We start from the raw sequence: 14210 nt of genomic DNA on the forward strand, positions 1-14210 counted from the left end.
CGCCCGGAAATCTTTCCGACCCTCGCGGGGCCGGAGGGTTTCCGGGCGAAAATCACTCTAACAATAGTAGTGGTCCGTTTCAGACAACGAGGTCGTCGTAGCTTGCGCCGCGGTACAGATCCTCGAAGGCCTGCAGGGTGCGTTCCAGGCTGTGGTTCTCCACCAGCCCCCGGCTCGCCTTGCCCATCGCCGCCAGCTCAGCAGCCGGGAGCGACAGCACGCGGACCATTTTGGCTGCGAGATCGTTGCTGTCATTGGGCGTGAACAGGTAGCCGTTTTCGCCGTCGTGCACCAGGTGCGGCAGCGCCATGGCGTCAGCCAGCAGCACCGGGGTGGAGGCGGACATCGCTTCGAGGGTCACGAGCGACTGGAGTTCGGCCGTGCCGGGCATGCAGAACAGGTCCGCCGCCAGGTAGGCCTGGCGAAGATCGGCGTCGCTGGCCAGGCCGAGGAACGTGACCCGGTCCTGCAGCCCCAGCCGGGCAACCTGGGCTTCGAGGGCCGGGCGCACTTCCCCGCCGCCGACAATTTCGAGGTGGACGTCCAGCTCCCGGGGGGTCTTGGCGACAGCGTCGACCAGGACATCGATGTGCTTTTCCTCGGCGAGCCGGCCGACGAACAGCACGGTGGGGCTTGAGTGGCGCTCCAACTCCTCCCCGGGTTTGAGTTCGTAGGCCGCGGAGTCGATGCCGTTGGACAGCGGGAGGACCTTGCGGAGGAAGGCGTGCTGGTGCATCGCCTTGGCTGCCAGCGGCGTCGGGGTGGTGACGACGTCGGCCTGTCCCATGACCTTGCCCATGTCCTTCCAGGAAATGCGGCCCACGATGTCTTTGAACCACTGCGGGAACGGCAGAAACGGGTTAAGGTTCTCCGGCATGAAGTGGTTGGTCGCCACAATCCGGATACCACGCTTCACCGCCTCGTAGAGCACGTGTTCGCCGATCATGTAGTGGCTCTGGATGTGCACCACGTCGGGCTGGATCCGGTCAAACAGCAGGCTGATTTCCTTCCTGATTTCCCAAGGGAAGGTGATCCTGAAGTATTCGTGCGTGGGAACTGAGTGCGAACGGATCCGGTGCACCGTACCCTCGTCGCTGAACTCGGTGTAGCTCTTGCCCTTGTCCGGTCGGCAGGCCAGGACGTGAACATCGTGGCCGCGCGCCTTCATACCCTTGGCCAGGCGGTAGCCGAACATGGCTGCACCGTTGACGTGGGGCGGGTACGTGTCTGCGGCAATCAGGATGGTCAGCGGGTGCTGGTTGTCAGGCATGGTCACGGGGAGAGCTCCTGGTGGTCACGGTGCGGGCAGCTGGGACTTGTGGTGGCCGGCTGGCCGTCGGCGCAGGCGTGCCGGGCCTACTGCTGAGGTCTGTTGACGTCCTGCGGCACACGCCCCGCGGCCTTCCGCGCGTCCTTCTTGCGCTTGGTGACTTCGGGATGGTGCCTGGACAAAGCGATCACTCCCACGATAGCAAGCGAACCGGCTGCCCCCATCGCTATCGCCGTCACGGCGTGGACATCAGGGCGCAGCTCGCCGAGGATCGTGATGCCGATCGCGATGCCAACGATCGGATCGATCACGGTCAGCCCGGCAATCACGAGGTCCGGCGGGCCGCCGGAGTAGGCGTTTTGGACGAACCACGAGCCGAGGACACCGGCGGCCACGATGGCGACCACCGAATACCACGGCACGTTCACGATGCCCAGGCCGTTCGGTTCCAGCAGGTGCTTGCCGATGATGCGGGTAAGGACGGCGACGAAGCCGAACAGGATGCCTGCGCCAAGGATGTAGATGAAGGCGCTCATCCGGTGCCTGAACACTAGGGCGAGTGTCCCGAACAGTCCGACAGCCAGGGCCAGCAGCAGCACAATGGTGAGTTCGTCGGAGGAACTGACCTGGTGGGTCTCCTGGGTCACGTTGACCGCCAGAATCACAAACAGGGCCGAGCCGGTGACACAGGCGGAGATGGCCACCACCGTTGCCCGGTTGATGCTCAGCCCCTGGTCTTTGGCGTTGACGATCGTGGTGATCACGAGGGCGATCGCCCCGATCGGCTGGACCACGGTCAGCGGAGCCATGACCAGGGCGACGGCGTTCATCGCCATGCCAACGGCCAGCAGCAGCAGGCCGAACACCCAGCGCGGGTTGCGGATCAGTCGGAGCATGCCGTGATTGCTGAGCGCCAGTCCCCCGGTGTCCGCCTTCACCGCACTGCCTTGGCGCTGGGCGCCGATCGCGAGGCAAAACGCGCCCAGCACAGCCAGCAGGACAGCGAACCACACCATTAGTGGGTGCCGCCGTCGGCGTCGAGCTTGCCGCTCTTGAGCTTTTTGCCTTTGCGGATGATGGCCCAGAAGTAGTTGTAGCCGGCGATCCAGTGCCCAACGAGCCCCAGTCCGAGGAAGATCCAGGCGGCGGTGAAGTAGACCTCGGTGCCCGGGACCGGGAGCTTCGAGAGCACGAGCAGCGGCGTGCCGACCAGCAGGAGCGCAGTCCGGATCTTGCCAATCCGGCTCACAGGGAGGTCGGGGTGGCCATGGAAGTAGTAGAGCGACAGGGCGAGCAGGATGGCGTCCGGGATCAGCAGCGCCGCGAGGTACCACCACTCCACGACGCCGGCGATCACGAGCGTCACGGCAACCGCGATCAGCGACAGCCGGTCCGCGATGGGATCCATGACCCGTCCAAGGTTGGACATCTGGTCGAACCGGCGGGCGACGTAGCCGTCCACCCAGTCCGTGCTGCCCATGATCGCCAGGACGAGGGCGGCGTAGCCGTATTCCTGGACACCGAGCACGAGCCAGATGAAGAGCGGTACGCCGAGGAACCGCACCACGGTCACCACGTTGGGGATGGTGAAAACCCTGTCGTGGTGGATCTGCGGCTGACCAGGCCGGGAACCAGCACCGATGAATTTCATCCAGTCCCCCTCTCCGTGGCCGGCAACGATCGAGCGTTGCGGTTCAGCGGGCTACCTAGCCCTTGATCAGTTTGCGTAGCAGGAACACCAGCGCGGCGGCTGAGGCGGTGAGAGCGACGAGCGGCTTCCACCGCTGGCCCAGCCGTTCTGCCACGCTGTCAACACCGGTCCCCGTCCCCGGCCGCTGCGCGCGGCGGCTGGCCGCGGCCCGGAAACTGACGACCTTGTCGCTGAGCTGTTCCTTGCCGTCCTGCAGCTTCACCTGGGCCACGGCCAAGAGCGCCTGGGCCTGGGTCTTGACGTCCAGTTCCTCGTTGAGTTCATCGCGGACTCCGGTGAGGTGGGTGCGGCGCTGGTCCAGTCGGCGTCGCAGTTCCGCTTCGGTGGGCGGCGGACCGAAGTCCGGCTCGGCGGCCTTCTTGGCTTCCTTCTCGGCCTTAGCCTTGGCGGCTGCCTCTGCCTTGGCGGTCTTCGCTGCCTTGTACTGCTCGGATTCCGGATCCAGCACGGCAGGATTGAAGGCGGAGCCTTCCTTGGCGATGCCGAGGTCGTACTTGAGGCCCCGGATGGTATCTTCCGGAACCAGCGGCATGGCCTTCTTGAACTTGCCGACCCCCAGCAGGCCGACGATCAAGGCGATCAGCAGGAACACACCGCAGACCAGGAGTGCCGCGAGCCAGGCCGGCATGATCGTCGCGAGCCCCATGATGGCGGCGACGACGAGGCCGATGACCAGGAAGCCAACGAAGATCAGCGCGACGGCCAGAAAGGCGGCGGCAACGCCAACCTGGATGCCCTTGCGCTTGATCTCTACCTTGGCGAGGGCAATCTCGTCGTTGAGCTGCCGCGGGGCCAGTTTGAAGATCAGCTTCAGGGTCCTGGGCAGCGCGGAGATCCGCAGCCCCCCGCTTGTTCCGCCGCTGTGACGTCCGCTCATCGGTCCCGCCTAACTGGTTACGTCTGTGATTCCGCTTCCGCGGGTTTGCCGGTGTGCGCAGCTTCACGCACACCCCGGTGTCAAAACTACCATTCAGGCCCCCGGCCGGGGCGCGGGAGCGGGCTGTGGCGCGCCTTCTGCTGCACACATGGTCGACTCTCGTGAGCCCTAGGATTGACCTCTGTGACTACACCCACCAATCCCGGCGATTCCCTGAGCCGCCGCCGCAAGCTTCTCTACATTCTGATGCTTGGCGCCCTGACCGCTCTGGGACCCTTCACCGTGGACTTGTACCTTCCGGCGTTTCCAGCGCTGGAAGAAAGCCTGGCCGTCTCGGAGGCGGCCGTTCAGCTGACGCTGACGGGCACCACGATCGGCTTTGCGCTGGGCCAGCTGGTGGTAGGCCCGCTGAGCGATAAGTTCGGCCGGCGGATGCCGCTGATCCTGGCGACGGCGGTGCACATCGTGGCCTCCCTAGGTGCGGCCCTGTCGACCGACATCACGACGCTGGGCTTCTTCCGGGTGATGATGGGCATCGGCGCCGCGGGAGGCGGCGTGGTGGCCATGGCGATGGTGCGGGACCTCTTCAGCGGCTTCGCCATGGTGCGGATGTTCTCCCGGATGGCCCTGGTGAACGGTCTGGCGCCGATCCTTGCTCCCGTGATCGGCTCGCAGCTGTTGCTGTTTATGCCGTGGCCGGGGATCTTCTTCTTCCTGGCCGGCTACGGCACGTGCGTTCTCATCGCCGCCGTCTTCGTGGTGCGCGAGACTCTGCCCCGGGAACTCCGGGGGAAAACTGGAATGACCGCCCGTCAAAGATACGGCGTGCTGTTCGCGGACCGGATCTTTGTCGGGCTGCTGCTGGTGGGAGGAATGAACTTCGCCGGGCTGTTCACGTACCTGTCCGCGTCGCCGTTCCTCTTCCAGGACGTCTACGGCTTCAGCCCGCAGCAGTACGGCCTGCTCTTCGGCGTGAACTCGCTGGGCATTGTGGCGGGGGTACAGAGCAGCTCGAGGCTCATCCGGAAGGTCCCGCCGCAGTGGATCCTGGCCTGCTCCACGGCGTGGATGTTCCTGATGGCTTTGTTGATCGTGCTCTTCGACCAGCTGGGCTTCGGGCTGTGGGGTGTGATGGTGCCGCTGTGGTTCTACATCCTCGGCGCCGGCTTCACGTTCCCCTGTGTCCAGGTGCTGGCCCTGGCCAAGCACGGCGCGCAGGCCGGCACCGCCGCCTCCCTGCTGGGTGCCGCCACGTTCCTGATGGCAGGCCTCATCTCGCCGGTGGTGGGCTGGCTCGGCGTCACCTCATCCACCCCGATGGGCGCCGTCCAGGCCGCGTGCATCTTCCTGGCCGCAGCCGCTCTCTGGCTGGTCGTCAGGCCCCGCACGGTCCCGCCAATTCAGTAGCCCCACCCCAAGCACTGGACATGTCCCCCCGGCGGCTCGAGGCAGCGTGCGCATCCCCGGGGAGGACATGCCCAGTCTTCGCGGCCAGGAGTGGGCATAGGGCCACTATGTCCACCCGCCAGCCCCACCACGGGACATGTCCCCCCGGCGGCTCGAGGCAGCGTGCGCATCCCCGGGGAGGACATGCCCAGTCTTCGCGGCCAGGAGTGGGCATAGGGCCACTATGTCCACCCGCCGGTCCCACCACGAAGCATGTCCACCACGGGGCATGTCCCCATTGGGGCAGGGCCGCCGAATGGGCATGTCCCCCGGGGGGCCGCGCAGTTGGGCGCCAGCCCTGTTGCCGCTCCACGGCGGGCGATAAAGTTATAAATGTGCACCACCGGCAGGATCCTCCGCGCTTACCGGCCACGTGGCAGCGGTGCGACACCGGAATCCTGCCTCTGTGGTGGGATCGCCTGTGCAGTCAGACCAGCCAGCAGTCGGCGGCCCTCTTCGCGGCCGGCCTGTTTGCCGAGGACCGCCGGCGCCCGATCGCCCAGTGGTACAACCCGGCCTTCGATTCGGCGCTCCTGGTCGCGCCCGAGACCTCTCCGGAGTGGCCGGTGCAGCGCTTCGGCATCTTCTACGCCCCGCCCGGCGGCGGCTTCACCCAGGTGCACTCCGCACCACACGAATGGCACCCCCGCGAACCCCGCACATCCCCCACGGAACTCGAAGCCTTCCGCGCGGCCGTGGCGGAGGCAGAGCGGTTCCTGCAGGTGGAGATGTATTTCGTCTGAGCACACCACAGGCCACCGTAAGAGGGCACAAAAAAGGTCCCGCAGCCTGTTATACACGGGCTGCGGGACCTGTCCGCTCCTCCTGCTGGACTTGAACCAGCAACCCTTCGATTAACAGTCGAATGCTCTGCCAATTGAGCTAAGGAGGAATGAAGCAGGTACGACATTAGCAAAGGTTTTGCCGCTTAGGAAATCGGCGGGCCCCCTCCCCGCCGCCGTCCACGAATACCCCCGTCGGGTATAAAAAAGTCCCCGTCCCGGCGAACCGGGACGGGGACTGCGCGCTCCTCCTGCTGGACTTGAACCAGCAACCCTTCGATTAACAGTCGAATGCTCTGCCAATTGAGCTAAGGAGGAATGAAGCGAATATAAGCCTAGCAAACACTCTGCCGGGAAGTGAAATTGCCCCCTGCGGGACAACACGGCGGGACTACCAGGCCGCGAAGTTCCGCCCCTGGAATCAGGCCTCCGAGCGCAGGGACCGTCTCTGCATCTCCAGTTGCATGAGCTCGCGGTTCAGCCGCTGGAATTCCTCCGGGTCGGCCGAGGCGTCCAGTCGCTGCAGCTGTCCCATCTTTTCAGCCTTGACTCTGGTGATCTGCAGCTCGAACAGGCGCGCCAGAATGTCCCTGCAATAGCGCAGGACACCGTCCGCGGTGCTGGCCGGCAGCGGGACCACGGCCAGCTCGGACACGAGCGGGCGCAGCGGCTCGGGCACCTCCTGCAGCAGCTGTTCCACCCAGCGCACCGGATCACCGGCGAACGCCAGACCGGTGGCCCGGATGGCCTCGTGGATGGCCAGGTAGGCCGGCGTCGAGAACCTCGCCTCGGAGAAACGCTGCCAGGTCTCACCTTCAAGCATGCCGGGCTGCTGGAGGGCGACCTCCAGCGCCTGCCGTTCCATCGCCGCCACGGGGTCGCGCGGGTCGGGACGGTTGAAGGACGGCAGCACGGCCGACGGCGGCAAAGGCGCCAGCCCGGGAGCGGATCCCCCGCCGGTCACCGTGGCGTACCCGGAGCCCGGGCCGCGGCCTTGGCTGTTGCCCTGCCCCTGGTACGGGCCGGAACTGCCCGACGGCGGCTGGGCCGCCCGCTTGGCGGCCGCGCCCACGGCGCGGCTGACTTCCTCGACCGGCATGCCCAGCCAGCCGGACAGTTCACGGGCGTAGGCGGGACGGATGCCGGCGTCGCGGATCTGGGCGACGACCGGGGCGGATTCCCGCAGAGCGGCGATCCGGCCCTCGACTGTGTCCAGGTTGTGCCGTTTCAGGGCGGCACGGATGGCGAATTCAAACAATGGGCGGCGGGTGGCGATCAGGTCCCGGACGGCGGCGTCGCCCTTGGACTGGCGCAGCTCACAGGGATCTGCGCCGTTGGGCTCCACGGCCACGTAGGTCTGTGCCACGAACCGCTGGTCCTCTTCGAAGGCCCGCAGGGCCGCCTTCTGGCCGGCGGCGTCGCCGTCGAAGGTGAAGATGACTTCCCCGCCGCTGCCGTCGTCGGAGAGCAGGCGGCGGGCAATCTTGATGTGCTCGGTGCCGAAGGCCGTGCCGCAGGTGGCGACAGCGGTCGTGATCCCGGCGAGGTGGCAGGCCATCACGTCGGTGTAGCCCTCCACCACGACGAGCTGCCGGTCCTTGGCAATGTTGCGCTTGGCGAGGTCGATCCCGTAGAGCACCTGCGACTTCTTGTAGAGCGCGGTCTCGGGGGTGTTGAGGTACTTGGGGCCCTGGTCGTCCTCGTAGAGCTTGCGGGCGCCGAAGCCGATGGTGTCGCCGGCGATGTCGCGGATGGGCCAGATCAGCCGGCCGCGGAAACGGTCATAGATGCCCCGGCCGCCTTCAGAGAACATTCCCGTGAGCTTGAGCTCGGGATCCGTGTAGCCCCGGCCGCGGAGGTGCTTGAGCAGCGAGTCCCAGCCCTGCGGGGCGTAGCCGACGCCGAACTGATCGGCTGCGGCGCGGTCAAAACCGCGTTCGTGCAGGAAGTTGCGGCCCTCGGTGGCTCCGGGGGTCAGCAGCTGGGCGCGGAAGAACTCGTCCGCGACCTTATGGGCATCGAGCAGTCGCTGCCGCCGGCCGACATCCTCGCGGTTCGGTCCGGAACCGCCGTCCTCGTAGCGGAGCTCGAAGCCGATCCGGGCGGCGAGCTTTTCGACGGCTTCGTGGAACGATGTGTGGTCCAGTTTCTGCACGAAGGAGATGACATCGCCGTCCTCACCACAGCCGAAGCAGTGGTACCTGCCCACCTGGGGACGGACGGTGAACGAGGGTGAACGTTCGTCGTGGAAGGGGCACAGGCCTTTGAAGGAGCCCAGACCCGCACCCTTGAGGGTCACGTAACCGTCGACGACTTCCTTGATGTCCGTGCGCTGGCGTACTTCGTCGATATCTTCACGTTTGATCAGGCCGGCCACAGTGCCATCCTAGTACCGCGCCCCGACAGGAACAGCGCATCGCAGGACAGGGCGGGCAAGGCCACCAGAGCCGTCACCACAGCGAGGGCAGGCTGCCCACGAGCCGCTCGTACATGGCCAGTGCGGAGCCGTCGGTCAACGACGCGACCTGGTCGATCACGACGCGCAGCCGCGCGCCGTCGTCCTCCGCGTCGCGCCAGTCGGCAGCGAACATCGGCTCCAGGTGACGGTCCCCGGTGGCGCTCAGGGCAGTCACGAGGGCGTGCAGGACCTCGCGCTGGCGTTCGTAAATGGGCTGCCGGTGTTCCGTGGTCATCACAAAGGTGGTGGCCAGGCCCTTCATCACGGCGATTTCCATCACGGTCTCGTCCGGAACGATCAGCTCGGCGTTGTAGCGGGTCAGGTTCTCCGGGCCATAGACAGCGCGGGTGGACGCCAGGGCGCTCTGGCAGAACCGGCCGATCAGCTGGCTGGTCATGTCCTTGAGGGCCGCCATCGACTTGCGGCTGCCATCGGCCTCGCGCACCCAAACGCTCGTGGCTTCCAGCCGGGCGAGGGCAGCGTCAATCGCCGCCGGGTCGTTGTGCGGCAGGTACCACTGCTTGGCGTAGCCGACCACCCGGGCACGGTGGTCCGGATTGTCCATCCAGCGCAGCTGGAAATGCCCGGCGACGATCGCGTCCTCGACGTCATGCACCGAGTAGGAGATGTCGTCGGCGAGGTCCATAACCTGCGCTTCGAGGCAGGAGCGGAGCCCCGGGGCGTCCTCGCGGATCCAGTCGAAGATCGGCAGGTCGTCCTCGTAGGCGCCGAACTTGCTGGTCCGCTGGCCGTGGAGGACGGGGGCGTTCGCTGCCGACCACGGGTACTTCGCCGCGGCGTCGAGGCTGGCGCGGGTGAGGTTGAGCCCGGCGGGGCGCCCATCCGTGGCGAGGACCTTGGGCTCCAGCCGGGTCAGCAGGCGCAGCGTCTGGGCGTTGCCTTCGAAACCGCCGATAGCGTGCGCGACCTCGTTCAGCGCCGATTCGCCGTTATGGCCGAACGGCGGGTGGCCGAGATCGTGGCTGAGGCAGGCGGTGTCCACGACGTCGGGATCGCAGCCCAGGGCGCGGCCCAGTTCGCGGCCCACCTGGGCGACTTCGAGGCTGTGGGTCAGGCGCGTACGGACGAAGTCGTCGGTGTCCGGGGCCACAACCTGGGTTTTGGCCCCGAGCCGGCGCAGGGCCGAGGAATGCAGCACCCGGGCCCGGTCGCGTTCGAAGTCGGAGCGGTACGTGGACTTGGGCGGCTCCTCCACCCAGCGGGCGGAGTCCCGAGCCACATAACCATCCAGCACGGGGGCGGTGGTCCTGGTTTCAGCCACCGGACACGTCCAGTTCCGCGTGGCTGATCTCACGCGACTGAGCGGCGTCCATGTTGCGGTCCAGCAGCCAGTCCTTGGGCAAAGCAGGCTTCTTGGGCGAACCGGCACGGCCGCGGGGGCCTTCGGCGTCAACACCGGGGTACGGCGAATCGAGGTCCAGCTGGTCCAGGGTGTTGCGCAGGACCTCGAGGCTGGTCACCATGGCCAGCTTGGTCCGCAGTTCGCTGCCGACGACGTAGCCCTTGAAGTACCAGGCCATGTGCTTGCGGATCTCCCGGAGCGCTTTGCCTTCATCGTTGCCGAATGTTTCGACCATCAGCTGCGCGTGGCGGTACACGCCTTCCGCCACCTGGCGCAGGGCCGGTTTGTGGCGCTCGTCGCTGCCTTCGAAGGCCGCCATGAGGTCTCCGAACAGCCACGGGCGGCCTTGGCAGCCGCGGCCCACCACCACACCGTCGACGCCGGTCTCGCGGACCATGCGGATGGCGTCCTCGGCGGACCAGATGTCGCCGTTGCCAAGCACCGGGATGTCCGGCAGCGCCTCACGCAGCCGGGCAATCGCGGACCAGTCGGCCTGCCCGGAGTAGAACTGCGCGGCGGTGCGGCCGTGCAGCGCGACGGCGGCGACGCCGGAATCGCGCGCGATCCGGCCGGCGTCAAGGTAGGTCAGGTGGTCCTCGTCAATGCCCTTGCGCATCTTGATGGTCAGCGGGACGTTGCCCTTGGAGGCTTCCTTGACCGCGGTCTGCACGATCGAGGTGAACAGGTCGATCTTCCAGGGCAGGGCCGAGCCGCCGCCGCGCCGGGTCACCTTGGGCACGGGGCAACCGAAGTTGAGGTCGATGTGGTCCGCCCGGTCCTCCTCGACGAGCATGCGGACGGCCTGGCCGACGGTGAGGGGGTCCACGCCGTAGAGCTGGACGGACCGGACTTTCTCGTCGTCGTCGTGCGCGATGATGCGCAGGGATTCCGGCGTGCGCTCCACGAGGGCGCGGGACGTGACCATCTCCGCGACGTACAGGCCGCCGCCGTATTCACGGCAGAGCCTGCGGAACGCGGAGTTGGTGATGCCCGCCATGGGAGCCAGGATCACGGGGGTGTCCACAGTGATCGGGCCCAGCTTCAGGGGCGGGAGTTCCAGCTTGGGGGCGGGAGGGGTAGCTACAACAGTCACCTGTTCATTGTCTCAAATCCGGGCAAATCGGCCGGATCCGCGCCTGCTATGTGGAAACCCGGGGTCAGTCCCGTGCCGCAGCGCGCCGCCCGCGGCGCCCGGGCGGCGCCGCTTCGAAGGCATCCTCCGGGTCGACGCCGCCCACCCCGGACCGGGGGCCTCCGTCGTCCGGGGCAGCGCTGGCAGGGGAAGCGACTACAGGGGAAGCGACGGCGGCCGTGCCGCCGGTGCTCCTGATGACCGCGTCCCTGATGCCGGCGCTCCGGCCCCCGCCCGGCATGCCCAGGGCCTTAATCCCGGTCGCCTTCACAACGAGCACCGCGATCAGCGTGGTGACCGGGATCGCCAGGACCAGCCCGACGGAGCCGACCAGGGTGCGGATCACTTCCTCGGAGAGCTCGGCGCTGGTGAGCGCATCACCGAGCGGCCGCTCGTAGAGCATCACCAGGATCAGCACCGGCAGGGCCGCACCGGCGTAGGCGAACGCGATGGTGTACACGGTCGAGGCGATATGGTCCCGGCCGATCCGCATGGCGGAGGTGAAGAGCTGGCGGGCGGAGGTTTCCGGGGCCAGTTCCCACAGTTCCCAGACTGCCGAGGACTGTGTGATGGTGACGTCGTTGAGGACGCCCAGGCCGGAGATGATGAGGCCGCACAGGATGATGCCGGAGATGGAGATGTTGCCCGAGATGTTCGCGAGGGTGGCGGAATCGTGGCTGCCGACGCCGGCGAGGTTCGCGGCGTCGGTGGCCCAGGCTGCCAGCAGCGCGGTAATCGCCAGGCCGAACATGGTGCCCAGCAGCGCCGTCGAGGTCCGGGCGGAGAAGCCGTGGGCGAAGTAGAGCACCCCGATCATGATCACCGTGGAGCCCACCAGCGCCAGCAGGAGCGGCGGCTTGCCCTCCACCAGGCCCGGGAGCATAAAGGACACCAGCACACCGTAAGCGCCGACGAGCCCGATCAGCGCGCGCAGCCCGCGCCAGCGGGCCACGGCGATCACGACGACGGCGTAGAGCACCGCTAGAAAGATGATCGGCAGGGTGCGGACAAAGTCGACGAAGACATAGGCGGGCGTGCCCTGGGCTTCAGCGCCCTGGACCCTGGAGAGGTTCAGGTAGCGGATGTTGTCGCCGGCCTTCACGCCGTGGGATTTGGCCACGTCGGGGTTGATGACGACCTTGACGGGGTTGCCGCCCTTGTCCGGGTCCGTGAACGCAAAAGTGCATTCCGATCCCTGCTGCGGGGCCGTGTCCGTCCCCGCCTGCCCCTGCGGGAGGGCATCCATGCAGCTGCCGGTGACGACGCGCTGGATCTTGCCGGTGTCGAACGTGACGCCCGGCGCGGCCGCGTAGGGGCTGGCGAGTGTGATCCCTTCTTTGCTGCCGGAGGGCCACAGCAGGGCCATCGCCACGAGGGTCAGCAGCGTCAGCGGGATCAGGATGGCTGCCAGGATGAGGTTGGCTTTCTTCCGGGCCATGAGTGCCTGGGGCGTCGGATCCGCGTGTCGTTGTGCGGTGTGTGAATGTCCGGCGCCCATCAGCAGTTCAACCTCATGCCGAAGACTTTACGGCGTTTCGCGGCCCTGTCCTGACGCATGACGGGCCGCGGTGCCCGGTGCGCGGCGCGGCGCGCACCGGCACCGGGCGCCGGGCACAGGGCGCCGCGGAAGCCGCCAGGCTACGCGGGCAGGATGTTCTGGTTCACATGGAAGAGGTTCTGCGGATCATATTTGGCTTTGACCCCGCGCAGTCGCTCGTAGTTCGGCCCATAGTTTTCCGCGACCCGGGGCTGATCGTCGCCGTCCATGAAGTTGATGTAGCCCGCATTCTCCGAGAAGGGCTGCAGCGCCGCGGCGTAATCCCGCACCCAGGCGATGTTCGCTTCGGTGTCCCCGGGATCCTCCCAATGGCAGGCGATGACCGGGGAGAATCTGGCATTCCGGTTGGGGAAGGCTGTGTCGTTGACACCCACCCGGTGCACCGCGCCGTCGATCGGGTAGATGTGCACTGCAGTCTGGATGCTGGGCACCCGGCTTCCGAACTCCAGGTGGGCGTTGATGGCCCCGTCGCTGAGCTCCGGCAGGAAGGCCGCCTTCCAGTAGGCCAACAGCCCCTTGGGGTACATTCCGTCGAAGGCCGAGTTCAAGGCCGGGTAGGGCATCGGCCCCACCATGGACCCCGCCACCGGCGCCGCGTCGAGGAACGGCTGCCAGCGGGCCGGCCCTTCGGCCGGGTCACCGGTCCACATGCCGACCACAACGCAGACCGGTTTCCCGTGCCACTCTTCCGGAAGGAAGGGAACCGGCGGCCCCTGGTGGAAGGCGAGGAAAGCGCCCAGCTCTTCAGGCGCTGCCGCCAGCTTCTCACGGTAGAACTTCGCCACGGTTTCGGCGTGCTCCACCGGATAGATGATGATGCCGGCGTGGACTATGTCCACCGGATGCAGCCGGAACTCCAGCGAGGTCACGACGCCGAAGTTCCCGCCCCCGCCGCGCAGTGCCCAAAAGAGGTCGTCATTCTCGCTCGTACTGGCCTTCAGGAACTTCCCGTCCGCGGTGACGACGTCGGCTGAGAGGAGGTTGTCGCAACTGAGCCCGTACTTCCGGTCCAGATAGCCGATGCCTCCGCCGAGGGTCAGCCCTGAGACGCCGGTCGAACCGACGATGCCGCCGGTGGTCGCCAGCCCGAAGGCGTGCGTGGCGTGGTTGAAGTCGGCCCAGGTTGCGCCCGCCTCGGTCCTCGCCGTCTTGTTGGCCGGATCAACCCGGACCCCTCTGGTGTTGGTGAAGTCGATGACCAGCGCGTCGTCAGCGGTACCAAATCCCGGTCCGCTGTGGCCCCCGCCGCGGACGGCCACAGCCAGGGCGTTGTCCCGGGCGAAGTTGACGCTGGCGATCACATCCGCCACCTGGGACACCCGCACCACCGCTGCCGGCCGCTTGTCGATCATGCCGTTCTGCACGGCCCGCGCCTCGTCATAGCCCGCATCGCCAGCGGTGATGACCTGCCCGCGGACTTGCTCGCGCAGGCTATCGAAGATGCTTCCATTCATTTTCTGTACCGTCGATTTCGTCGTGGTTTCCGACCCGGACGGTGATCTGTGCTCCCAGCCGGCATGTCGCCCGGAGGCTTACGAGCACAGGCTTACTCCTCCGCCCTTGCCCCGTCAAGGGGATCCGGCCGGCGCCGGACAGGCCCCCGACCGGCGCCC

General features: G+C 67.0%; 11 protein-coding genes and 2 tRNA genes. 2 read left to right on the plus strand and 11 right to left on the minus strand.

Annotated elements, in window-relative coordinates:
- Positions 1-79: 79 nt before the first annotated feature.
- From AC50YC_RS11880 to AC50YC_RS11895, 4 genes are all read right to left on the minus strand, one after another.
- Entirely contained in the window at positions 80-1276 is a 1197-nt protein-coding gene (locus tag AC50YC_RS11880; protein ID WP_494953711.1) for a glycosyltransferase, read from the minus strand.
- A gap of 80 nt (positions 1277-1356) precedes the next feature.
- Positions 1357-2286 (minus strand): DMT family transporter, encoded by a 930-nt coding sequence (locus tag AC50YC_RS11885; RefSeq protein WP_494953712.1) that lies wholly within the window; start codon positions 2284-2286, stop codon positions 1357-1359.
- Positions 2286-2921, minus strand: a complete 636-nt coding sequence (locus AC50YC_RS11890; protein WP_494953713.1) for a CDP-alcohol phosphatidyltransferase family protein — start codon at positions 2919-2921, stop codon at positions 2286-2288. The genes AC50YC_RS11885 and AC50YC_RS11890 overlap by 1 nt, the downstream gene beginning before the upstream one ends.
- Positions 2922-2976: 55 nt before the next feature.
- Positions 2977-3858, minus strand: coding sequence for a phage holin family protein (locus tag AC50YC_RS11895; RefSeq protein WP_494953714.1), 882 nt, complete (start codon positions 3856-3858; stop codon positions 2977-2979).
- Positions 3859-4041: 183 nt separating this feature from the next.
- Between AC50YC_RS11895 and AC50YC_RS11900 the strand changes: the two genes are divergently transcribed.
- Positions 4042-5265: a multidrug effflux MFS transporter gene (locus tag AC50YC_RS11900; RefSeq protein ID WP_494953715.1), complete on the plus strand. Its 1224-nt coding sequence runs from the start codon at positions 4042-4044 to the stop codon at positions 5263-5265.
- Positions 5266-5639: 374 nt separating this feature from the next.
- Positions 5640-6047, plus strand: a complete 408-nt coding sequence (locus AC50YC_RS11905) for a hypothetical protein (protein WP_494953716.1) — start codon at positions 5640-5642, stop codon at positions 6045-6047.
- A gap of 76 nt (positions 6048-6123) precedes the next feature.
- Here the strand turns inward: AC50YC_RS11905 and AC50YC_RS11910 are convergent.
- From AC50YC_RS11910 to AC50YC_RS11940, 7 genes are all read right to left on the minus strand, one after another.
- Positions 6124-6196: transfer RNA gene (locus tag AC50YC_RS11910), tRNA-Asn, on the minus strand.
- A 135-nt stretch (positions 6197-6331) separates the two neighbouring features.
- Positions 6332-6404: transfer RNA gene (locus tag AC50YC_RS11915), tRNA-Asn, on the minus strand.
- A 103-nt stretch (positions 6405-6507) separates the two neighbouring features.
- Positions 6508-8463 (minus strand): DNA primase, encoded by a 1956-nt coding sequence (gene dnaG, locus AC50YC_RS11920; RefSeq protein ID WP_494953717.1) that lies wholly within the window; start codon positions 8461-8463, stop codon positions 6508-6510.
- A gap of 73 nt (positions 8464-8536) precedes the next feature.
- A complete protein-coding gene (locus AC50YC_RS11925) occupies positions 8537-9826 on the minus strand; it encodes a deoxyguanosinetriphosphate triphosphohydrolase (protein WP_494953718.1) in 1290 nt (429 codons plus the stop codon).
- On the minus strand, positions 9819-11000 hold the full coding sequence (gene dusB, locus AC50YC_RS11930; protein ID WP_494953719.1) for a tRNA dihydrouridine synthase DusB: 1182 nt from the start codon (positions 10998-11000) through the stop codon (positions 9819-9821). Before dusB ends, AC50YC_RS11925 begins: the two co-directional genes overlap by 8 nt.
- Before the next feature lie 64 nt (positions 11001-11064).
- On the minus strand, positions 11065-12537 hold the full coding sequence (locus AC50YC_RS11935) for a YibE/F family protein (protein ID WP_494953720.1): 1473 nt from the start codon (positions 12535-12537) through the stop codon (positions 11065-11067).
- A gap of 140 nt (positions 12538-12677) precedes the next feature.
- On the minus strand, positions 12678-14051 hold the full coding sequence (locus AC50YC_RS11940; RefSeq protein WP_494953721.1) for an FAD-binding oxidoreductase: 1374 nt from the start codon (positions 14049-14051) through the stop codon (positions 12678-12680).
- Between the last annotated feature and the right edge of the window lie 159 nt (positions 14052-14210).

The organism is Pseudarthrobacter sp. MDT1-56 (assembly GCF_059383555.1).

What these genes read in the sequence shown, in the direction of transcription:
- AC50YC_RS11890 (WP_494953713.1), bottom strand. Translation starts at nt 2,921, where the DNA reads ATGAAATTCATCGGTGCTGGTTCCCGGCCTGGTCAGCCGCAGATCCAC.
- AC50YC_RS11935 (WP_494953720.1), bottom strand. Translation starts at nt 12,537, where the DNA reads ATGGGCGCCGGACATTCACACACCGCACAACGACACGCGGATCCGACG.
- AC50YC_RS11940 (WP_494953721.1), bottom strand. Translation starts at nt 14,051, where the DNA reads ATGAATGGAAGCATCTTCGATAGCCTGCGCGAGCAAGTCCGCGGGCAG.
- AC50YC_RS11885 (WP_494953712.1), bottom strand. Translation starts at nt 2,286, where the DNA reads ATGGTGTGGTTCGCTGTCCTGCTGGCTGTGCTGGGCGCGTTTTGCCTC.
- AC50YC_RS11895 (WP_494953714.1), bottom strand. Translation starts at nt 3,858, where the DNA reads ATGAGCGGACGTCACAGCGGCGGAACAAGCGGGGGGCTGCGGATCTCC.